Here is a 22,246-nt window from a genome sequence, read left to right as displayed (position 1 = left end):
TTAGTTTCTCAAACACTACCTGGGCTACCTTGAGAGTAGTGGCATTCCTAGCATCTGCTCAAGCCCGCCCTCATTTCTTCTTCCCATCTGGGTAAATAGATCGCTGCAAAGACAAATCATCGTTAATAATAGGAAAGAGAAACACCAAAAAAAAGAGGAGACTGGACGCTCTGTGTTCCAACGCTTGAAGCAGGACTTAAAAAATGACTTAATTGCAGGTCTGTTGGTCGTGATTCCCCTAGCAACCACAATCTGGTTGACCATCACTATCTCCAGTTCTGTGATTGAGTTTCTGACCCGTATTCCTAAGCAAATTAATCCCTTTGATGGTTTGCACCCCATTTTAGTTAACCTACTGAATGTTTTGGTTGGGTTAGCTGTACCCCTGTCAGGAATATTATTTATTGGTTTAATGGCCCGTAATATTGCGGGACAATGGCTTTTGGGCTTTGGTGAAAAAATCTTACAAGCTATTCCCTTAGCGGGTTCGGTTTACAAAACCCTGAAACAACTTTTAGAAACCCTTTTACGAGATTCAAACGATAAATTCAGTCGTGTAGTCTTAGTGGAATATCCCCGTCGAGGTCTTTGGTCACTGGCTTTTGTTACTGGGTCAGTCAGCAATGATATGCAGTCTAAATTGTCTGAGGAAGTGGTTAGTGTATTTATTCCCACGACCCCGAACCCCACCAGTGGATGGTATGCTATTGTTCCACAGCAGGAGGTCATTAACCTGACCATCTCGGTAGAAGATGCGTTTAAAATTATCGTATCCGGTGGAATTGTTAATACAACGTCTTCATCAACGGTTAAAGCCCTTAACCCCAAAACTGAACCTCCATTAGAATCTCTGCTCAAAACCGAAAACAGAATTCCGGCTATTGTCCTAGAAGATGAGGGCATTGGGGTCAGCGAAAATTAAAGGGACAATCTTTATTCTTAAATTCTTATAACCTATGCAAGCCCGTCGTACTGCCCGTGAACTCGCTTTACTTGGAATTAGTCAACTTCCTGCGACTTCCGAGCGCCTGGAAACTCAAGAATTACATGATGTTTTAATTGCCGCAGTTCGGACGTTGACGGCTGAAGGTCAGGAGTCCTTAGAAACGGCGGTTTCTGAACTACAACGCAGTAGCGATCGCCTTTTAGGTAGCCAAATTCGGGCAAATGATTTACAAAGTGCTAGAACAATGGTTTATGAAGCCATTGAGTTAGTTCAAGGAGCAATTAATCGTTTAAGTACCGCTATTGAATTACCGGAATTGGTACAATTAGCCAATCAACAAGAAGTCTGTAATTATGCCCTTGATATTCTGATTCAAGTTAATACCCATAAAGCTGAAATCGATCAGTTATTAACAGATGTCTTGGTCGATTGGCAATTAAACCGACTCCCTCGAATTGATCGAGATATTCTCCGCATTGCCGTTGCCGAATTAATGTATTTAGATTTGCAAGAACAAGTGGCAATTAATGAAGCTATTGAACTGGCAAAACGCTACAGTGATGAAGAAAGTTTTCGCTTTATTAACGGCGTTCTTCGTCGATTTGTCGATAAATTAAAAGCTGGAGAACAGGGAACAGGGAATAGGGAACAGGTAGTGGGTAATGGGTAATAGGTAGGTAATGGGTAATGGGTAATAGGTAGGTAATGGGTAATGGGTTTAACTCCCTGCTCCCCCTGGCTCTTAATAACTGATAACTAATATTAAAAAAAACTATGGTATTTAATTGGTTTCGTCGTCAATTTAATGAAAAAACAGATCAAAATCAAGAACCGGAAACGGAGGTTCAATCCGAACCAGTCAAAGTAGATCAACCTACTGAAACGGCTGATAGTTCGGAAGAAAAACCTCAAATTTCTGAGGATTATTTACAGTGGGCAAAGGCAGCTTATAAAAATATTCAGAAACAACAAGAACCGGAACCGGAAGTTGAACCGGAAGTTGAACCGGAAGTTGAACAGACCGTTTTAACCCAGGAAATTCAAGAAGTAGAAACGGAAGCCACCCCCCCCTTGTCAATGGGGGGCATTACTGAACCAACAGTTGCACCCGAATTCGTTAGCGCACCTGAAACCAACCTCCCAGAGACAAAAACCCCCCCTGCTCCCCCAGAATCAACAGAACCCCTACCTTTTTGGGCAGCATCAACCACAGAACGCCAAACCCGCCTAGAACGGCTAAAAGAAACCGCCATTGAACCGGAACCCGAAACCAGCGAAATCGCCTCTGGGGAAGCGGGAATGGTGTTTGATGAGGTCTTTATGTGGTCAGCCCAGGTCTTAGCCGATCAAGGTCGCCGTCCCGATCAAATCGCCTTAGAAGAAATTACCTGGTTACAGAAACTCTGGAAAGCTTTAGGAAGGACACGGCGCAACTTACTCAACCAATTAAAAGCCATTGTCGGTCAAGGGCCATTAAATCAACAGGCAGTTGATGAAATTGAGTCTATGCTATTACAGGCGGATGTCGGGGTTGCAGCCACCGATCGCGTGATTGAAGCCCTACAAAATAAACTTCGTCAAGAAGCCCTCCCCCCTGAACAAGCGATCGCCTATCTTAAACAAATATTAAGAGGAATTTTAGAAGAACCCTTTTCCCAGGGCTATCCGATTAGTTTCGCACCGGAAAAAGATACGCTCAATATTTGGTTAGTCACCGGAGTCAATGGGGCGGGTAAAACTACAACCATCGGCAAAATTGCCCATTTAGCCCAAAAATCCGGTTATCGGTGTTTAATCGCTGCTGGGGATACCTTTCGGGCTGCGGCCGTTGATCAGGTGAAAGTCTGGGGAGAACGCACGGGTGTGGAAGTCGTGGCGAACCCTGGAAAAAATACCGATCCGGCGGCGGTGGTTTATGATGCCATAGAAGCGGCAATATCTCGAAATACGGAATTGTTAATTATTGATACGGCTGGTCGCTTGCAAAATAAAAAGAATTTAATGGAGGAACTCAATAAAATCCGTCGAGTCATTGATAAACGCGCTCCATCAGCTAAAATTCAATCTTTGTTAGTATTGGATTCTACCTTGGGTCAAAACGGTTTACGCCAAGCCGAAGTTTTTTCAGAAGTGGCTCAATTAAGTGGGGTAGTATTGACAAAACTCGACGGAACTGCTAAAGGTGGTGTTGCCCTAGCTATTGTCCAGCAACTTGGCTTACCGATTCGGTTTATCGGAGTTGGGGAAAGTATTGAAGATTTACGCCCGTTTTCCAGCTACGAGTTTATCGAGGCCCTCCTCAGTGGCTAAATCAAAGTAATGGGTTTTGGGTTTTGGGTTTTGGGTTTTGGGTAATAGGTAATGGGTAATGGGTGATATTCAGCGAGCGAGGACGGTCGCACTGTTTCTGCTCCCCCTGCCTCCCCCGCTCCCCCTGCTCCCCCCGCTCCCCCTGGCTCCCCCTGGCTCCCCCTGCTCCCCTTCTCCCGTGAGGTTTTAGATGACAGCCTTGCCCCTCCCTAAACGCTCCGATCAATTTGCTGACTCGATTACCGGTTCTGCAACACCGGAAACGACGCCAGTTTTTGCCCTCAAGGAAATGGTGGCGCGTTTGCACCGAGAACAGCAAAACGTGAACGAGTTGTTAAGTTCCTTGGGGTATGCCCTGCGTAGCTTCAACAACCTGAATCAATTTTTAGAGTTAACTCCCTTAGTTGCTAGTCGGGTGACGGATTCTGATGGGGGGGCTTTAGTATTATTTAAACCTAATGGACAAGTTCGGTTTCAACGGCTCCATTGTCAGGAAGGACGTCAATGTCAGGATATTCGGCAGGCGATCGAAGCCGTAACCCGACAAATTACCTCGCTCTCATCTACAGGAAGGTTAGAAGACTTATCGGAATCGGCATTACAAACCTATACGGCAAATTTAGATTATCAAGTTAGTCGCTATCTTGGCCCCGAGGTGCAGTTATTCGGGACACCGATTTTGGTGAATAATATCGAGCGCGGACGGTTATATGTTTTTAGTCATGATGTTAATTATGTTTGGACACCGACCCGTCAGAAATTAATCCGTTTAGTTGCTGATCAAACGGCCGTTGCTATTGCCAATGATGAGTTAGCAACTTCCCTACGGGAGAAGGAACGTTTAGATCGAGAATTAGAAATTGGGGCGGAAATTCAGTTACAATTATTGCCTCGAAAATGCCCGACAATTCCGGGTTTAAACATTGCTGCCCAATGTCAAACGGCGAACCGAGTCGGAGGAGATTATTATGATTTTATTCCCTCTAATTTTGACAAACGGGGTGATCATCTTACTATCTATACTGATGAGTGCTGGAGTATTGTCATCGGCGATGTCATGGGTAAGGGAGTTCCGGCGGGTTTGATTATGACTATGACCAGGGGAATGTTGCGGGCTGAGGTATTAAACCGCCATTCTCCTTCCTTGATTTTGGGGCATTTGAATCAAGTTATGTATGCGGACTTGGAAAATTCTAGCCGCTTTGTTACCTTGTTTTATTCGGAATATGATCCGGCGACTCGAATGTTGTCCTATAGTAATGCGGCCCATCATCCCCCGTTATTATGGCAGATTGCAACTAATAATATTATCAGGTTGGATACTTTGGGAATGTTGATTGGATTAGATGCGAATAGTCGCTATTATGAAGATAAAATCCAACTTTATCCAGGGGATACAATTATTTATTATACCGATGGATTTACGGATGCGATGAATCAACGAGGCGATCGCTTCGATGAGGAAAATCTTAGCCAAGCATTCCATTGGGCGTGTCAGAATTGTAGAAATCCCCAAGCAATTCTGGATTATTTGTTTGAACAAGTTCAACAATTTATTGGTGCAGAAAACCGAAATGGGGATGATATGACCCTCGTAGTGTTGCAGGTAAAATCTAGCGATGGAGGCGATAATAATGATGATTCTAATGCTGAATCCTCTTGATGGGTTTAATATCCTTGATCACGGTTTAAATTTGTTCGCTCACGGAACAATTTTAGCTCAACAAGTGAATGTAGATATTGTTGGCGATTTCGTCAGAACGTGAAACCATTCAGAAGAAGTTCAAAAACGACACAGAGAGATACTATATCATGTTTTTGCCGGAAATCGAGGAGACTGAAGTTATAACTAGAAGTGATTTTATGACCACACATTCGATACATTGGGGAATTGAATGTTACCACAGAGCCATCAAACAACTTTGTGGAATTAAAAGGTTTATGGTGAGAATTTCTGCGGCTATTTTCACCCATTTCTTCTGTTCAATTCGGGCTTTTGTCCAATTAGAATTGATGAGGGCAGAGGCACTGATTGATAATTGGTATGAAATTCAAAGAAATTTATCTTTAGAGGTAGTTCGTGATTTCATTCTCCATTACCTAAATTAAAAAGTAGGTCTAAAAGCTGAATATTAACTAACTGCAAGTTCCCTATTAATTGACTAGCAAAAACTCTACATTTAAGGGCTTTTTGCACCTGTTTGTGGTGGAAAAAACTTTACCCCCCAAAAGAATGCTGTAATTTTAGCCATTCATTCATATTTGGGCTAATTTGTCAATGCGTAAGTCCTAGAAGCGTTAAAATTAAAGATTCCCCTAAAAAGCAAAATCCGCGACTTTACTCCGGTGCTTCATCCATGAGGCATTAAGCGGGAGTTGGGGCGCGGTAGATACAAAAGCAGTTTTCAGGTTTTGAAAATCACCAAAACTAGAGCTACGATGTCCGTTTTTTGCGGAAAGCACGTCTTTGACGTTGATTAGCGATCGCCTTGCGCTTACGCTTCTCTGTAGGGGTTTCAAAGTGACGGTTTTTTCTAACATCCGCCAAAATACCAGCCTTAGAAACTTCCCTCTTAAAACGCCTTAATGCTGACTCTAGCTGTTCATTTTCACCCAGAATAACTTGGGTCATGTCCTCTCCTTAAATGGTCTACAACAACATTTGAAAATCTTTTGTGGGATTATTCCCCTTCATGCAATATTACAACAATGGGCAATATCTAGTCCATGTTGTAATGGCTACAAAGCGGTTGCTATATTAGGTTCGGTGAACCCAGCAACTCAAGTTTATCGACTCATCGAACTTAGAATTCCAGTCGCAATAGACAGAAATAGCAAAATCCAAATCACATAACCCGGGATAAACGCTAAAACAGATAGACCCCTAAGCGTCCATAACAAGACCAGTAGAACCGTTATAGACGCAAATAGGTAGGAAAAAATTAACTTTTGGGAATTAGGAGATCGAGTCACAAATAGTACAGACTTGAAGACGCTACGGATCTAGCTTAACCTAAGACCTGGAAGCTATTAGAAATAATTAAATGTTTTAATTGACAGCCTTATTAATCAAAAACCTAAAAACTTCCACCCAAATCAAAGATGAGGTAATCAGCCAATGTATAGTTAAAGAATATCTTTGCAACCTAGCATAGAATTAGTATTGAACTTCCAGGCTAAGAGCGACCTCACGGATGTCTCCAATTTCGTCTCAACATAACTTAACTAAAAGTAAAATTTCTCCTGGCATTGTCCTGTATATGTTTAATCGTTTAAGCATTCGGCAAAAAATTGGCTGGGGTTATGGGGTGGTAGTCGGGGTCGTCCTTGTGGGTGTGACCTCTGCCTTCTTGGTGGCGACCTATTCGGTGCGGCCTTTGCGTGCCCAATTAGAAATTGACCAACAAAAGGCAAAAGTTCTCGATGGACTCAGCCAAAGTCTACTCCAGTTAAAGCATAATCAGGATAATCTAGCGCAGTTCCTTAGCGATACCAAGGATATAGAAAAAATTGAACGGGGAGTTTCCGCCCTGCGTTCAAATATCTTTGTGATGAATAATGAATTGCAACAACTTCAAGATATTCCTGAAACAATGGATGTTACAATTCAACAGGATTATCAAGCCCTACAGGACTTAACTCAACGCTATAAAGAACAGTTGACTAGCTATTCAGAACAGTTTGAAACCCTGATTCAAACTACGGAAAAACCGAATTTGAATCCTCAAATTTTGCAGTCGGTTCAAAAATCTTTGATTAACCTGAATCGGACAACCGGAATTATTCAAGTTTATCCGGTTTATGCTGAAACAACCCAAATGGAAAATAGATTCAGAAAGCGGGCTGAAACTGCTCTAAAAGATTATGAAAAAATTCAATCTTTAGGCAATAAAATTATTATCATAACTTTATTTTTATCTACTGGTTTAGCAATAATCTTTGCAATTTTTACGGGTAATATGATTGCAACTCCCCTGGATATTATGATTAAAGTTGCAGAACAGGTGAGTGAGGAATCGGATTTTGCCCTACAAGCACCCGTTACCAGTTCCGATGAAATTGGGGTATTAACTGAATCTTTAAATCATCTAATTCAACGGGTGGCTGAATATACGGAAGAATTACAGAAAGCGAAAATTATAGCGGAAGCGGCTAACCGTTCTAAGAGTGTGTTTTTAGCGAATATGAGTCATGAACTTCGCACGCCGTTAAATGCGATTATTGGCTATAGTGAAATGCTCCATGATGAATCGGAAGATTTAGGCTATACGGACTTTTTACCCGACCTAGAAAGGATTCAAACTGCGGGAAAACATCTGCGGGATATGATTAGTGATATTTTAGATATTTCTAAAATTGAAGCGGGTCATGTTACTCTCTATTTAGAAAATTTTCCTGTTGATCAACTCATAGAAGATGTGATTACCACCGCTACCCCTTTAGCAGAAAAAAATAATAATGTTTTGAAGGTCAAGACCAAAGCGAATATTGGAACTATGTATGCCGATATGCCGAAAGTTCGACAAATTCTGTTAAATCTACTCAGCAATGCTTCTAAATTTACCGAAAAAGGAACGATTTATTTAATTGCTGAACGTACCCAAGAAAAACCCCCGATTCCAGAAGATGATGAATTTATGTATACAATGGTTGCTAATTCGTCTCAATATTTAGTATTCCGGGTTAAAGATTCGGGAATTGGGATGACTGAAGAGCAATTACAACATATTTTTAAACCCTTTATTCAAGCAGATGTTTCGACAACTAAACGGTTTGGTGGGACTGGGTTGGGACTGGCAATTAGTCAGCGTTTATGTCAAATTCTCGGAGGCGTGATTACGGTGGAAAGTCAAATGGATAAGGGTTCTATTTTTAGTGTTTGGCTTCCAGTTCATGTTAAAGGATAGGGAATGGGTAATAGGTAGGGGAATGATCCAAATTCCGATTCCCCCTTCCCGATGCTGCTAGGAGATCAACTAACTCAACACCCAATTCACTAGCATTCGCACCCCATAACCCGTTGCTCCGGCGTTATTATAACCGTTATCTTTATCAGCCCAAACCGGGCCAGCAACATCTAAATGGGCCCAGGGAGTTTTTTCCACAAATTGCTTCAGGAATAAGGTGGCTGTGATTGACCCTCCAGCCCTTGGCCCGGTATTTTTCATGTCGGCGTGGATGGCTTTTAAACCTTCAAAATATTTGTCTTCTAAGGGCATCCGCCAGAGTTTCTCCCCTGATGTTTTGGAGGCGGTTTCTAACTCGATTGCTAACTGATCATCGGGACTCCATAACCCGGCAATATCATCTCCTAAAGCAATCACACAGGCGCCAGTTAAAGTGGCTAAATCAATCATAGCATCTAACCCTAATTTATCAGCAAAAACCAGGGCATCAGCTAGGGTTAATCGTCCTTCGGCGTCGGTATTATTAACTTCAATGGTTTTCCCATTAGATGCTGTTAGAAAGTCCCCTGGGTGCATGGCGCGGCCGCTAATCATATTTTCCGTCACCGCACTAATAAAATGCACTTCTACGTCCGGTTTTAATTGACTAATAGCTTTAGCCGCCCCAAAGGTTGCCCCTGCGCCTCCCATATCGACTTTCATCATTTCAATCCCGCCACCTGTGGGTTTAATATTTAACCCACCGGAATCAAAGGTTAAGCCTTTACCAATAATGGCTAATTTGCGGCGAGGAGTGACTGAAGGATGATAGATTAAATGAATAAATTTAGGCGGTAAATCCGAGGCTTGGGCAACCCCTAAAAAAGCCCCCATCCCCAATTTCTCGCAGTCTTCTTTTTCTAAAATATTCAATTCTAAGCCGTATTCTTGGGCTAGGGATTGAGCCATTTCTGCCATCGTAATCGGGGTGACTTCATTGGCAGGGGCGGCGACTAATTCCCTGGCTAAAATTACCCCGGAACAGATTTGTTTAGCCCGGGTAATGGCGGATTCTGTGCCGGGTAAACCTAATAATTCAATCTGTTCAATTCCGTGACTCTTATCATCGGTTTCTGACTTAAATCTGGTATCTTGATAGAGGGCTAATTCTATGCCTTCGGTAATAGCTTGGGCGGTGGTTTCTGGAGTTTCAAAAATTGGTAAGCTCACCCCAAGACTTTTGCCTTTCAGGGATTTTGCGGTTTTAGCAATATTGGCGGCGGCGCGGCGTAAGCTGTCTAATTTGAGAGCATCGGATTTACCTAAACCGACTAAAATCACTTTGCGAATGGGACTATTTCCTCCCACGCGAGTTGAAATACTCCTATCTGCTTTTCCCTTAAATTCGGTTTCTGTGATTAATTCTTTTAGAGTTCCGGCTAGTTTATCATCTAAGGTGGATAAGTCCCCGGTTAATTCTATCTGGTCTTCAAATAAACCCAAGGCGAGGATGTCTCCCGACCAGTTTAAGGAGGATGTGTTGGTGGCTGTAAATTCCATTGTTGTTTGTGTCTGAGTTACTGTAAAAAGTATAAACTGTTTTCGAGTTCAGGAATTAGGGAAAATTTCATGGTGTGACTTCGTTGATACATGGCTTTGAAAAATTTTAATTCGGTGATGTTGAAATATAATTTATTTTTTCCAGGTTTCTTGCCATAAATCCCCCCCAACTTCGACTCCACCGAGGGAACTCGTAGCCTCTAAGATTATACTATTTCTTGCTTTTAATTGCAAGTTAATTTTTCCCTGCATCGTATCTCGACAACGAAAGATTAATCCGGCTTGGGTTGGCGCTCTTAATAAAGTTCCTGGGTGTTCGGTTGTAGCGGTCAAACAGACTTCATATTCGTTATTTTTAGCTGTCATTTGCCATTTTCCCCAGGGTTCGATTTGCCAACTAACTTCCGAATTCCAAGGCACAAATTCATAGAATTTGCCCTGATAATGAATTGCAATTAAAGCTACGGATTCTGACCAGAATAACACATCTCTGATCCCACCTCCGGCCGTTAATGCTAAATCGGTTTCTCCGTCAAAACTATTACAATTTACCCAAAACCATTGTTTAGGAAAACTCCCACCCCAATTTTTTTCGCCATAGGCGGGAGCATTTTCAAATTGATAAATTTGACCATTCCAATCAATCCAACCTGTGGCCAAACCATGGGCCATTAAAATTTGCCATCCCGGTTCAAATATCTGCAAAAAAGACAACCATCCGGCGGTTGATTGTTGCGGTTGATTGGGATTTCCCCAGCCATAAATCGGTTGAATTGTATAGTGCCAATTACAATATTGAGAACTGCCCGAATCGGCTAATTTTCCTTGATGTAAGGTGGCTGTTCCTTGATAGCCTTGTTGAATCAAATTTTCAAAAATTGTGGGTTCTAAATAGCCAGGAATGGCAGTTAAATCGGTTTTTCCCCAATGTCCTAATCCGAGTTGATCGGAGGTTGCCCAAAAGGTTTTAACGTCGGGAAAGGTGCGACATAAATACCCATCATCGGGCCCTAAAATTTGGGCTCCGCCTCCACTTTGAGGTTGATTTCCGATGGGATCTTCGATAGAATACATGAAGGCAAAGGTCTGTTTTTCTTGAGGTAATGTGACTCGATAGTACCAGCCTTCAAAAAAACGGCGATCGCTTCCATCCCAATGATACCCACTATGGGGGGTTTGTAAAGGGTTTTGTTGACGATTAAAATTAAACATCAAAATCCTCAAAAATAAACAAAAATTAAAATCGTAGTGAGTCCTTTAGGACTCTCTTAATATTAGATTAAGATAGCCCTAAAGGGCTTACTACGGTTTGTTGTCAACTCCCTTTTGAGGCTTTAATATTAGGTACAGCAGAGCCATAATTAACTCGACAACCCAAATTAAATAAACTAGAACTACACTCTAACGGGACAACTTGATCACCTAATAAGGCGCTACAGCTAACATAATTATCATTATTACTATCTTTCAAAACACATTCAATTGGCCTAGCACCGGAACTACTTGTCCACATTTTCATTCCCATTTCTGCTATAATATGTTGATAAAAGAAGGCGAAAATTGCTCCTCCTAAAAGCACAATTCCTAGTAGGGTGATTCTGACTTTCCAATTACTCAGAATTTTACCGATAAATCCTTTAATACTGTCTAGGATGGATGTTGTTATCGGCGTGGGTGTATCCGTGGGTTGATTTTCTGTCATCAGATTTTTCCTTTAAAATAATTGCTGCTGGGGTTAAGCCCAATTTCAGGTTAACGCCCAGAGTATTACTTCTATATTTTAACTGAATTTACTGAAAATTAGATTCGATCTGGCTAAATCTCCCTGAAGATGTAGGGTAAGGGAAGATATAGGGCGCTGAGATAGTATCAATAAATCTCCTGTTTAAGATTTTCTAGCCCTTAATTAAGACTTTGCTATTCTGTTTGAATTTGTGTTAATAAATTATAAAAAGGTTGCCAATTATCTTCAAGTGTAATCTGTTCCCAGACTGCTTCAATTTCAGGACGAATAATCACCACTTGAGGATTATAATAGTTTAATCGTTGTTGAATTTCATTGAGTTCGGGATTAGACAAGGTTTGTAAATGATGATAATATTGTTGTCTCCAAGCCTCTAAATATTCCATAGGTTCAGCATCTTTTAAAATATTCTGGGGTTGGTCTTGCCATTGCTGACAAAATTGTTCTCGCAGTTGTATAAAAAAGTCGGGATAGCTAATTCGATTATTTTTGAGTAAATTAATTGTAATTTGCAATAATTCCTCTGCTTCTGGGGTGGGAAGTTGTTCAAATCCTAAACGATTAATCATCCGTTGACGATAGAATTCTCGATAATAGTTTTGAAAAGGGTCTAACCCAGCTTTAAGTTCTTCTAAAGGTATAACTAAGGATAACGGTTTTTGTAATAATTCTAGGTTTCCTTCACAAATAAAGGGCTGATTTCCATAACAATATAACTTTCCATAATCAAAATAGGCGGCGGTGAATTGTGGGTTATAATCGGGCATAAAGGCGTAGGGGCCATAATCGAAACTTTCCCCGGTAATTGACATATTATCGGTATTTAAAACCCCGTGACAAAACCCTGAAGCCATCCACTGGGCGGCTAATTCTGCGACTCGTTTGACTAATTCTATGTAAAATAAAATATAGCGATCGCTCTCTAATTTTATGCTAGAATAATAATAGGTAATAACGTGATCTAACAAAATTTCAATCAGATCTTTTCGTTTAAAATAGTGTAGCCGTTCAAAGGTTCCGAAGCGAATATGCGAGCGACTAAATCGGATCATCACGGAAGAACGGGTGGGGGAAGGTTCATCTCCTCGCCACAGTTGTTCCCCGGTTTCAATTAAGCTTAAACACCGAGAGGTTTTGACTCGCATTCGATGCAACATTTCGGCGGCTAAAACTTCCCGCACGCCACCTTTTAAGGTTAATCTACCGTCGGCATTTCGAGAGTAGGGGGTTCTTCCCGATCCCTTTGTCCCGAAATCGTATAATTCCCCGTCTATTCCCCGCGCTTGGCCATATAAAAACCCCCGTCCGTCACCCAAATAGGGGTTATATTCTCCAAACTGATAGCCGTGGTAACGCATGGCCAACAACGGACGCACGGCTTCAAATTTGCCAAAGGCTTCGATAAAATGTTCGTCGGTAACGGTTTCGGGGTTGAGTCCTAACTGGGTTAATACGGAATTATTGCGGAACCGGAGTTGGTGCATCGGGAACTCCGCAGCCGTGACAATATCGGAGTAGTCACCGCCTAACGCCTCAAATGCGGGTTCATAGTCGAGGTGCAGGAACGGATTAGACATAAAATCCCTAATGATAGTCTATTGACAATATTACCCCTATTTTGCAAAATTGTCAATTTCTGAGGGGAAAAATCTTAGATTAGGGATTAAGAAGCAAGGGATAAATGCTATTATTTTTGAGGTATCCTTAACTGTATATCCATACTTTTAAATAAACGAAAGGAGCAAAACCAATGACTGAGTTAATTCAGGCAATTCAAACGGGAGAAATAGATCAAGTTAAAACGGCTTTAAGTCAAAACCCAGATATTAATGCTCAGAATGAACAGGGAAATACGGGATTAATTACAGCGATTACTTTAGGCAAAAAGGAGATAGTAAAACTCTTACTAGAAGCGGGGGCGGATGTTAATGTGTCTGACAATGATCATTGGACTCCTTTGATGGAAGCGGCGGCAAGTGGTTACTTAGAAATGGTGCAGTTATTATTAGATACCGGGGCGGATATTCAGGCTAAAACTAATTTTGGGTTAACGGCGTTAATGGGGGCGGCTGGAAGCGGACATAAACCCATTGTAGAATTATTATTAAATAGTGGCGCAGATTTAACTACAAAAGATCAGAATAGTTGGACGGCTTTAATTTGGGCATCTTCGGAGAAACATACAGAGATCGTAGAATTAATTAAACAATTTCGAGATCAGCATTAAATTTCTCGTTGATCAATCGGACATAATATTAAGATAAGCGGGTGGATAGCCTGATGATTTTTTAGAGTGACATCAAGGGTAAAAATAATGTGATGAAATAATAAACTAAAGGGGCGGTAAAAACATAACTATCGGCGCGGTCTAAAATTCCACCGTGACCGGGGATGAGTTGACCGGAATCTTTAACTCCTGCATCTCGTTTCATTAAAGATTCGGTTAAATCGCCTAATAAACTGGAAATTCCAATTAATAATCCTAGGATTAAACCCGGCCAAGGAAACCCCGGCCATTGTAAATACCAAGACCCCAATATGGCGACGATAATACTACCTAAAAACCCAAATATTGCCCCTTCAACGGTTTTTTTCGGACTAATATCTGAGAGGCGAGTCCGACCAAAGGTTTTTCCGAAAATATAAGCCCCAATATCTGCCGCCCAAATACAACTAAAAGCTAATAAGGTAGCAGTTAATCCTGGGGATAAATTAGAAATTGACCAATTTTCTAACCAATTTTCATTAAAAGCAATGGGACTAGCGAAGGCTTTTTCTAGTAAAGTATTGGGTTCAAGTCCAACTCGTAACCGTACCCAATAACTGGGTAAATATCCCCCATAAAATAAGCCTAAAATTGAAGAACTAATATCGGCAATGCTTGATAATTTAGGTCTGAATAATAGATAAAAACAGACTAATGTTCCAGCTAAGGCAAACATCGCATCGACTAAACTAGGAGAAAATGCGGCGGTTAAAAGTAAGGCTTGGCTAACAAATAAAGTTGTTTTAACCGCAGGTTCAGTGCCTTTAGCTTGAACTAATTGAAAATATTCTAATTGACCTAAATAAATAATTACACTCAATCCCAGGGTAAAATACCATCCTCCAAAAATGAGCATTCCCAATGCTAAAATAATTCCAATAATTCCACTGATAATACGAGACAAAGAAGGCATAGTGTTAGGAGTCAGAAGTTAAGACGGTCTGGGGCAGTTATCTATAGCGTATTTTAAATTTAATCTATTTTTTCACCACTTAAAATAAACATAGGATTAACGGCTTCAAAAGTTTGATGATTTCCCCGTTTTTCCAATCGGTTAATGGCAGATTGAACCACTTCTACATTGCGAACTTGTAACTCGGAAAATCCTTCGGAAATGGCATAGAGACTTTCTAAATTAGATGCTGTGGCTACAATTCTTCCTTGCGGTTGTAAGTATTTCCAAACTTCATGCAGAATGGCTTTAATGGGTTTTCCTCCTTCCAAACAAACCCGATGAGGTAGATAGGGAATACTTTGTAAACATTCGGGGACACTCCCTTCAACTATATCAACATTTTGTAGTTCAAACTGTTCACAATTGACTCGAATTAAATTCACCACATCTTCATCCCTTTCAATGGCAATAATTCGACCTTGGGGACATAATAGCCCCGTTTCCACCGCAATTGTTCCGGTTCCAGCCCCAATATCCCATACAATTGAGTCAGGTTGCAATCGCATGAAGGATACTAATAATAAACGGACTTCCCGCTTACTCAAGGGGATACCGGGCAACCGTTCAAATAAATCATCAGGAATACCCGGAGTAACATAAGGCCAAAGTTTAGACATTTTGGGAATTAATTGGGGGTGAGATTTCAACTTTTATTGATTAGGTTGGGGACAAATAAATAGTTGTCTATTCTTAATTTAACCCTTAACAATTTTAAGCTGTTGCAGGTTCGGATCACTACATCCTGTTATTTTCCCACCCAACGCTATCACTTGTTGCAAAAATTTTAGAGCATCAGAGGTGATAATTTCACCTGGCATTAATACGGGGATACCAGGCGGGTAGGGACAAATAATTTCCGCACTCACAGACCCCACGCAGTCTGTAAGGGGACGTTTTTCTGTTTGGGCAAAAAAAGCATCCCGACAGGAAAAAGGGGGTGTAGAAGGCGCAGAGTGGGGTGTAGGAAAGAAATTAAGGGCAGGGTGGTAGGCCGCAGAAAGTTGGTATTCAACGGAGAGGGTTTTTAATCCGTTAATTAGTTGGTAAATATCGGTTTCAGTGTTACCCAAACTAATAATAAAAGTTAGGTGATGAAGACTAGGAAGTTCTGCGATAACATGGAATTGTTGACTGAGAATCTCATCGGCTTCATACCCGCTTATTCCTAAGTTTGATACTTTAATAGTTAAACGGGTGATATCTAGGTTAACACATCCTGATGTCGATTTTAATTCGAGATTTCCAAAAACAGATAAACCTTGGATTTTGCTAATTTCTGTTCTGGCTATTTGTGCTAAGGATATTGTTTGATTCATTAAATTATAGCCTTGGGTTGCCATTTGTTGACGGGCAGCATCTAAGGATGCTAATAATATATAATTCGGACTGGTAGATTCGACGAATTGTAAGGTTTGAGATAAACGCTCTTTGTTAATCCGATTTCCTTGAACATGAAGCATGGAAGATTGTGTCATGGAACCTAATATTTTATGGGTAGATTGTATTGTTAAATCTGCTCCTGCTTTTAGGGCTGGGGTTGGTAAGTCGGGATGAAAATTAAAATGCGCTCCGTGAGCTTCGTCTACAATCAGAGGAATATTATATTGATGGGTAATTTTAGCAATTTCGGTAATATTTCCACATACTCCCTGATAAGTAGGATATACTATTAATACGGCTTTAGCATCGGGATGTTGTTGTAAAGATTTAGCAACGGTTTCTGGAGTAATACTATAGGATAAATCCCAGCTTGGATTATATTCTGGCTGTAAAAAAGTTGCGATCGCACCGGATAAAATTAAACCTGAAATCACAGATTGATGAGCATTTCTAGGGACTAAAATTTTATCTCCAGTTCCACAAATAGCTAAAATAGTAGCAATAATTCCAGAAGTTGACCCATTAACTAAAAACCAAGTTTTTTCTGCCCCAAATGCTTCGGATGCAAGATATTGAGCTTCTGCTATTACACTTTCTGGATTAAATAAATTATCCAGTTCAGGTAATTCAGGTAAATCTGCTTTAAAAAGTTGAGTTCCTAAGAATTCCGTTAATAAAGGTGAAATCCCCTGCCCGCGTTTATGTCCGGGGGCATAAAAGGGCGCGTCGGGTTGATTAGCACAATTTTTTAAAGCCGTTAATAATGGTGTTGGAAATTGCTCTAACATGAAAAAACTCCGTTGTTGTTGCGCTTAAGCGCAAATATTAACAATCTAAAATTCAACTCCAAATATTACTATATTATAATATATCTAATAAATACACTCATCTAACATAAATTTTATTTTTATTCATGGAAAAGTCAGTAAATACAAGAGTTAGATGATATTGTTTGCTATTTTTTCCTGACAATACCCCTAGAGGGGATTGCAAATTATGGAAAAAAGGTATTTACTATTAATGTTGATAAATTCATTCATACAGCAATTCAAGGATTAGGGCTTAATTTATGCACATTCCCGATGGATTTATTTCCCCCGTAGTAGCAACTGTTACCAGTCTTACCAGCACCGGATTTTTAGCAGTTTGTCTGGGGCGTACCCGCGAGAATGTAGGGTTACGATACGCGCCAGTTATGGGATTAACAACCGCGTTTATTTTTGCCGCCCAAATGATTAATTTTCCGGTAGCTGGTGGCACCAGTGGACACCTTTTAGGAGGAACTTTAGCGGCAGTAATTTTAGGAAATCCTTGGGCAGCTTCTGTATCCATTGCGACGGTTTTATTTATTCAAGCTTTTTTATTTGCTGATGGTGGAATTACCGCTTTAGGAGCCAATATTTTTAACATGGCAATTGTGGGAGTTTGGGTCGGTTGGATCTTAACACAAATTCTCCAACAATTATTAGGAGGTTCTAGTTTGCGCTTACCCTTAGCTGCGGGTATTGCTGGGGGAATTAGTGTTATTGCCGCCGCGATCACTTGTTCCATCAATTTAATTTTATCAGGGACAGCTAAGGCGGCGATAATTTTACCAGCAATGATCGGAGTTCATAGTTTAATTGGAATTGGTGAAGGATTAATTACCGCCGGAATTCTAACTTATTTAATTACAGTCCGACCCGATTTATTACCCGGAGATCAACCCCAATTAAATAAATGGTTAATTCCAGTAATTGGTACATTATTAATTGCCGGGGTATTATCCTTATTTGCATCAGCTTGGCCCGATGGTTTAGAAAAGGTGGCAGAAATTCACGGTTTTGCTGAATTAGCCGAAAATGTGCGGTTTAGTATTCCCACACCTTTCGCTGATTATAGTATCAAAGGATGGGGAGAAATTGGCACTAGCATTTCTGGAATTATCGGAAGTTTAATCTGTTTTGGTGTTGCTTTTGGAATTCTCCAAATTGGTAAACCAAATCAGTTATAATTCAACAATGATTCAACTTTCTATCCCGTTTAAATTACGGGTTTCTCTGATCCTGGTAATCGGAATTGCCTTACTCAAAACATCTGTATGGTGGGCCTTAGCCTACTATAGCGCGATCGCATTTTTTTGGGTAATTCTTTTAAAACCGCCCCTAAAAATCATCTCAAAACTATTAGGGGCGGAATTAATCTTCCTTTCATTATTAGCCTTACCCATGGGATATGAAAAAGCCAGTTTTATGGTAAGTCGTTCCCTGGTCTGTTTACTAATAATGAATAGTTTTCTAATCACCTTACCATCCCATAGTTTAGGAATTGCATTAAAAGGTTTACCAATTCCCGCAACTTTTCAAGAAATTATCTTATTAACTGGGCAATATTTAGAAATATTAATCTCAGAAGTTCGTCAAATGCAACAATCGGCAAAATTGCGAGGTTTATCTGGTTATTCCGGTTGGTTACGTTATACAAGTGCCGCCATGATCGGTTCTCTTTATTTACGCAGTTTAGATCGATCTGAACGAGTTTATAATGCCATGATTTTGCGAGGTTATCAAGGTAAATTACCCGTAGAATCTCTATCAACACCCAGAGATAATTTTGCCCTAATTATTGTTGGCACTATCGCTAGTTTATTAACATTTTTTTCCTATGTCAAAAATTAATAGTTCTGAAAAAACCCTAATTGTCCAAGATTTAATATTTGGATATGCCCGACAAGAGCCTATATTGCAAAATATCTCTTTTACCATAAATTCCGGTGAAAGAGTGGCTTTAATGGGAGCTACAGGTGCGGGTAAAAGCACTTTATTAGAAAACTTAATCGGTTTAAAATTGCCCAAATCTGGTCAGATTTTCATTAATGGTATTAGTTTAGAATCTAAAAATCTTTCTGATATTCGTCTTCAGGTAGGATTTGCTTTTCAAAATCCTGATGATCAATTATTTATGCCAACTATTTTAGAAGATGTGATGTTTGGTTTGCTTAACTATGGAATGCCTCTGATAGAAGCAAAAGAAAAAGCAAGATTGGTTTTATCTCAATTCGGGTTAATCTATTATGAAAATCGCTCCTCCCATGAATTATCAGGAGGACAAAAACGCCTAGCTGCATTAGCATCAATTTTAGTCTTAGAACCCAGTATTTTAATCTTAGATGAACCAACAAACGGTTTAGATCCCGCTTGGCGTAAAAAATTAGCTACCATATTATCTGAGTTACCCTTAGAAGTAATATTAGTTGCTTCCCATGATCTGAATTGGATTAAAAAAACTACCCATAAATCCTTAATTTTAGCTCAAGGAAAAATTGTCGTAGAGCGTCCAACTCAGGAATTATTACAAGATGAAGAAATGTTAGAATTATACGGTTTACCTCCTAATTGGTAAAACATACATCTGGAATTAGATTTCTTGAATATATAGCAATCCTAAATAGGTTGTAACATTTCAATACTGATATGAAACGGCCAGAAGTATTACCCCAGATCCCTCCCCCCCTAGCCCCCCGTGCACGAGGGGTTTGGGGGGCTGTTCCGGTGTTCCCTTTTGATCAGGGATTTTAAACACAACTCAAATAGGATTGCTATAATCTATCAAATAATTAATAATTTCGTTGTTGCGCTTAAGCGCATATCTAAAGCCATGTTGACAATGGTAAAGCCTATTAATAATTATATTGATCTAATTCCAGATAAATACTGATGATCAAAAGCAGAAAAAATTTGCTCTCTAATCTGTATGGCAAGTTCTTGGAATAGAGGAATACAAACAGAATTCCCAATTTGTTTATAACATTCTCCCAAATTGGGATGCAGTTTAAAAGGTTCAGGAAACCCCATAATTCTATAACATTCTTGGATAGTTAACTTACGAACTCGATTTTCCTCGGGAATATAAATAAAGAAACGTCCCGATGTTTCCTGGGATGGAATGGTGGGATGGACTCCATCAATGGAGTAAATTCGATTTGGTTGGTGATGTACCCTAGATAAATGTTCTGTGTTGGGTCTAATCCCTTTTTTCCAGATATTCTTATTACGATATCCCACAAAAATCAGACCCGATAACTGCTGTTTGTAACCCTCGATAAGTGTATATTCTTCCGGGTTTAAGTATTCAAATTTTCCCTTGTGATCTAAAAAATCTCTTAATTTAGGAATAGGATAAACCCTCTGCAATTTTGAGAAATAAAATTTTTTATCTTTGCAAGCTACAATAATTACTCGCTCTCGATTTTGCGGAAGTCCAAAGTCTTTAGCATTCAATAATTTATAATCAACAGCATAGCCTAAATCTTCTAAAGAATATAAAATAGTCTTGAGGGTTTTTCCCTGATCATGATGTAACAAATGCTTAACATTTTCCAAGACAATAACCCTGGGATGATGGACTTCTATAATTTCGCAAATATGAAAAAATAGGGTTCCTCTAGTATCCTGAAACCCTTGACGTTTTCCACAAATACTAAAGGGTTGACAGGGAAATCCGGCGGTTAATAGATCAAATTCAGGAAGATTATTATAATCAATTTTAGTAATATCTGCCTCTGGCTTTTCTCCAAAGTTATTAAAATAGACAGATTGACAAGCGGGATCTTTTTCGCAAGAATACACACATTGATAAGCAGCCCTTTCAAAAGCTAATCTTAACCCACCTATTCCAGAAAATAAATCTGCTATTTTAAGAGAATTATCCATATTTTAACTATTGTATGTAGAAGTAACCACAAAGACACAAAGGAACCGATAAAAGAGTCATTCTAAGTTGATAGTAGTTTTTAGTCAGGCAAGGGACTGATGAGGGTTTTCTATGTTATGATTAAACCATACCATTACCACAACCCATATCCCATTAATTATTCTTCTTTCTTTCTTCGTGTCTTTGTGTCTTTGTGGTAAACAATGCAGATACAGTACATTCATTTTATCTTAATAATGAAACAAGTTAAAGATGAAACTTCTTTAAATTTAGATACAGCTTTGTTGAATTCGTCCCCAGAAGGTTTATAATCATAAATTGATAGTCTATTGAACGTTTAACTCAACCATCGAACCCATGCTAAGAGCCGGAATTGTTGGACTTCCCAACGTTGGTAAATCGACATTATTTAACGCTTTAGTTGCCAATGCTAAGGCGACGGCGGCGAACTTTCCCTTTTGTACTATTGAACCGAATGTCGGCGTTGTCGGAGTTCCCGATGAACGGTTAAATGTATTAGCAAAAATCTCCAAGTCTGAACAAATTATCCCCACTCGAATTGAATTTGTAGACATTGCTGGATTAGTCAAAGGGGCGAGTCAAGGAGAAGGGTTAGGGAATCAATTTTTATCCCATATTCGAGAAGTAGATGCCATTGTTCATGTCGTTCGCTGTTTTGAAGATGATGATATTATTCACGTTTCGGGTTCAATTGATCCCTTGCGAGATATTGATATTATTAATTTAGAATTAGCCTTATCAGATTTATCTCAAGTTGAACGACGCATCGACCGCGCCCGCAAACAAGCCAAAACCAGCAAAGAAGCGCAATTTGAAGTCACCGCTTTAGAAAAAATTGCAGTTTTATTAAATGAAGGAAAACCCGCCCGTCAAGCAATATTAACTGAAGAAGAACTAGAAGCAGTAAAAGGGTTGGGTTTAGTCACTCAAAAATCTGTAATTTATGCAACAAACGTCTCAGAAGATGATTTAGCAACAGGAAATGCCCAAGTTGAAAAAGTCCGGGAAGTGGCAAAAATTGATAATGCTCAAGTAGTGATTATTTCGGCACAGGTAGAATCGGAATTAGTGGATTTGTCGGAAGAAGAACGGGCTGACTTTTTGGCTTCTTTGGGAGTAGAAGAAGGAGGTTTAAAATCCTTAATTAGAGCCACTTATGAATTATTAGGATTACGCACCTATTTAACCACTGGCCCGAAAGAAACCCGCGCCTGGACAATTAAAGCCGGAATGTCTGCACCCCAAGCCGCCGGAGTGATTCACTCTGATTTTGAACGGGGATTTATTCGAGCGGAAACGGTGGCGTATAAGGATTTAGTGGCGACTGGTTCGATGAATGCTGCGAAGGAAAAAGGATTAGTTCGCAGTGAAGGGAAAGAGTATATTGTCCAAGAAGGAGATGTGCTATTATTCCGATTTAATGTTTAATTTCTGACGGTAAACCCCGTACTGGTAGCAGGTGCGGGGTGAATTTATCTTAAATTTT

21 protein-coding genes are annotated in these 22,246 nt (G+C 40.0%); 12 read left to right on the top strand and 9 right to left on the bottom strand.

Going from position 1 to position 22,246, the window contains the following annotated elements; translation table 11 throughout:
• Positions 1 to 172: 172 nt before the first annotated feature.
• From NMG88_RS16125 to NMG88_RS16105, 5 genes are all read left to right on the top strand, one after another.
• Positions 173 to 922 (top strand): DUF502 domain-containing protein, encoded by a 750-nt coding sequence (locus NMG88_RS16125; RefSeq protein WP_254035607.1) that lies wholly within the window; start codon positions 173 to 175, stop codon positions 920 to 922.
• A 34-nt stretch (positions 923 to 956) separates the two neighbouring features.
• Positions 957 to 1,616: a transcription antitermination factor NusB gene (gene nusB / locus NMG88_RS16120; protein WP_042154050.1), complete on the top strand. Its 660-nt coding sequence runs from the start codon at positions 957 to 959 to the stop codon at positions 1,614 to 1,616.
• A 104-nt stretch (positions 1,617 to 1,720) separates the two neighbouring features.
• Positions 1,721 to 3,256, top strand: coding sequence for a signal recognition particle-docking protein FtsY (gene ftsY / locus NMG88_RS16115; protein ID WP_254035606.1), 1,536 nt, complete (start codon positions 1,721 to 1,723; stop codon positions 3,254 to 3,256).
• A gap of 190 nt (positions 3,257 to 3,446) precedes the next feature.
• Positions 3,447 to 4,919: a GAF domain-containing SpoIIE family protein phosphatase gene (locus NMG88_RS16110; RefSeq protein WP_042154052.1), complete on the top strand. Its 1,473-nt coding sequence runs from the start codon at positions 3,447 to 3,449 to the stop codon at positions 4,917 to 4,919.
• Between the two features lie 200 nt (positions 4,920 to 5,119).
• The gene (locus NMG88_RS16105) at positions 5,120 to 5,365 is read left to right on the top strand and encodes a hypothetical protein (RefSeq protein WP_144390451.1); all 246 of its coding nucleotides are present in this window, start codon (positions 5,120 to 5,122) and stop codon (positions 5,363 to 5,365) included.
• Between the two features lie 325 nt (positions 5,366 to 5,690).
• On the opposite strand, the gene rpsU is transcribed toward NMG88_RS16105, so the two are convergent.
• Entirely contained in the window at positions 5,691 to 5,888 is a 198-nt protein-coding gene (gene rpsU, locus NMG88_RS16100) for a 30S ribosomal protein S21 (RefSeq protein ID WP_026785235.1), read from the bottom strand.
• On the opposite strand from rpsU, the gene NMG88_RS16095 reads away from it, so the two are divergent.
• Entirely contained in the window at positions 5,880 to 6,110 is a 231-nt protein-coding gene (locus NMG88_RS16095; RefSeq protein WP_144390452.1) for a hypothetical protein, read from the top strand. The two genes, rpsU and NMG88_RS16095, sit on opposite strands and share 9 nt — an antisense overlap.
• 340 nt (positions 6,111 to 6,450) lie before the next feature.
• On the top strand, positions 6,451 to 8,163 hold the full coding sequence (locus NMG88_RS16090) for a sensor histidine kinase (protein ID WP_235752768.1): 1,713 nt from the start codon (positions 6,451 to 6,453) through the stop codon (positions 8,161 to 8,163).
• Between the two features lie 69 nt (positions 8,164 to 8,232).
• On the opposite strand, the gene NMG88_RS16085 is transcribed toward NMG88_RS16090, so the two are convergent.
• The 4 genes from NMG88_RS16085 to NMG88_RS16070 form a co-directional block, all read right to left on the bottom strand.
• Complete coding sequence (locus NMG88_RS16085) at positions 8,233 to 9,702, bottom strand: leucyl aminopeptidase (protein WP_227350579.1); 1,470 nt, start codon at positions 9,700 to 9,702, stop codon at positions 8,233 to 8,235.
• A 132-nt stretch (positions 9,703 to 9,834) separates the two neighbouring features.
• A complete protein-coding gene (locus NMG88_RS16080) occupies positions 9,835 to 10,914 on the bottom strand; it encodes a tocopherol cyclase family protein (protein WP_227350580.1) in 1,080 nt (359 codons plus the stop codon).
• Positions 10,915 to 11,017: 103 nt separating this feature from the next.
• The gene (locus NMG88_RS16075; RefSeq protein WP_026785240.1) at positions 11,018 to 11,404 is read right to left on the bottom strand and encodes a hypothetical protein; all 387 of its coding nucleotides are present in this window, start codon (positions 11,402 to 11,404) and stop codon (positions 11,018 to 11,020) included.
• A 215-nt stretch (positions 11,405 to 11,619) separates the two neighbouring features.
• Positions 11,620 to 13,023 carry a protein adenylyltransferase SelO gene (locus tag NMG88_RS16070; protein ID WP_227350581.1) on the bottom strand — a complete coding sequence of 468 codons (1,404 nt, stop codon included), beginning with the start codon at positions 13,021 to 13,023 and terminating at the stop codon, positions 11,620 to 11,622.
• 173 nt (positions 13,024 to 13,196) lie between these two features.
• On the opposite strand from NMG88_RS16070, the gene NMG88_RS16065 reads away from it, so the two are divergent.
• Positions 13,197 to 13,673, top strand: a complete 477-nt coding sequence (locus tag NMG88_RS16065; protein ID WP_227350582.1) for an ankyrin repeat domain-containing protein — start codon at positions 13,197 to 13,199, stop codon at positions 13,671 to 13,673.
• A 61-nt stretch (positions 13,674 to 13,734) separates the two neighbouring features.
• Here NMG88_RS16065 and NMG88_RS16060 read toward each other — a convergent pair whose 3' ends face one another.
• The 3 genes from NMG88_RS16060 to NMG88_RS16050 form a co-directional block, all read right to left on the bottom strand.
• Entirely contained in the window at positions 13,735 to 14,625 is an 891-nt protein-coding gene (locus tag NMG88_RS16060) for a phosphatidate cytidylyltransferase (protein WP_026785243.1), read from the bottom strand.
• A gap of 59 nt (positions 14,626 to 14,684) precedes the next feature.
• Positions 14,685 to 15,284, bottom strand: coding sequence for a precorrin-6Y C5,15-methyltransferase subunit CbiT (gene cbiT / locus NMG88_RS16055; RefSeq protein WP_036831466.1), 600 nt, complete (start codon positions 15,282 to 15,284; stop codon positions 14,685 to 14,687).
• 78 nt (positions 15,285 to 15,362) lie between these two features.
• Entirely contained in the window at positions 15,363 to 16,835 is a 1,473-nt protein-coding gene (locus tag NMG88_RS16050) for an aminotransferase class I/II-fold pyridoxal phosphate-dependent enzyme (protein ID WP_254034853.1), read from the bottom strand.
• A 281-nt stretch (positions 16,836 to 17,116) separates the two neighbouring features.
• Between NMG88_RS16050 and NMG88_RS16045 the strand changes: the two genes are divergently transcribed.
• Genes NMG88_RS16045 through NMG88_RS16035 form a run of 3 tightly spaced genes read left to right on the top strand, consistent with a single transcriptional unit; the run spans position 17,117 to position 19,428 of the window.
• Entirely contained in the window at positions 17,117 to 18,040 is a 924-nt protein-coding gene (locus tag NMG88_RS16045; protein ID WP_227397818.1) for an energy-coupling factor ABC transporter permease, read from the top strand.
• A gap of 7 nt (positions 18,041 to 18,047) precedes the next feature.
• Positions 18,048 to 18,704, top strand: a complete 657-nt coding sequence (locus NMG88_RS16040; RefSeq protein ID WP_042154065.1) for an energy-coupling factor transporter transmembrane component T family protein — start codon at positions 18,048 to 18,050, stop codon at positions 18,702 to 18,704.
• On the top strand, positions 18,691 to 19,428 hold the full coding sequence (locus NMG88_RS16035) for an energy-coupling factor ABC transporter ATP-binding protein (protein ID WP_235751447.1): 738 nt from the start codon (positions 18,691 to 18,693) through the stop codon (positions 19,426 to 19,428). The genes NMG88_RS16040 and NMG88_RS16035 overlap by 14 nt, the downstream gene beginning before the upstream one ends.
• A gap of 284 nt (positions 19,429 to 19,712) precedes the next feature.
• On the opposite strand, the gene NMG88_RS16030 is transcribed toward NMG88_RS16035, so the two are convergent.
• Positions 19,713 to 20,738, bottom strand: a complete 1,026-nt coding sequence (locus NMG88_RS16030) for a DNA cytosine methyltransferase (protein WP_235751448.1) — start codon at positions 20,736 to 20,738, stop codon at positions 19,713 to 19,715.
• A 358-nt stretch (positions 20,739 to 21,096) separates the two neighbouring features.
• On the opposite strand from NMG88_RS16030, the gene ychF reads away from it, so the two are divergent.
• Positions 21,097 to 22,188, top strand: coding sequence for a redox-regulated ATPase YchF (gene ychF / locus NMG88_RS16025; RefSeq protein WP_026796040.1), 1,092 nt, complete (start codon positions 21,097 to 21,099; stop codon positions 22,186 to 22,188).
• Positions 22,189 to 22,246: the final 58 nt, after the last annotated feature.

The organism is Planktothrix agardhii, from assembly GCF_904830935.1.
GTDB lineage: Bacteria > Cyanobacteriota > Cyanobacteriia > Cyanobacteriales > Microcoleaceae > Planktothrix > Planktothrix agardhii.
The sequence above is the reverse complement of the archived record's forward strand: the minus strand, read 5'-3'. Positions and strand labels throughout refer to the sequence as shown.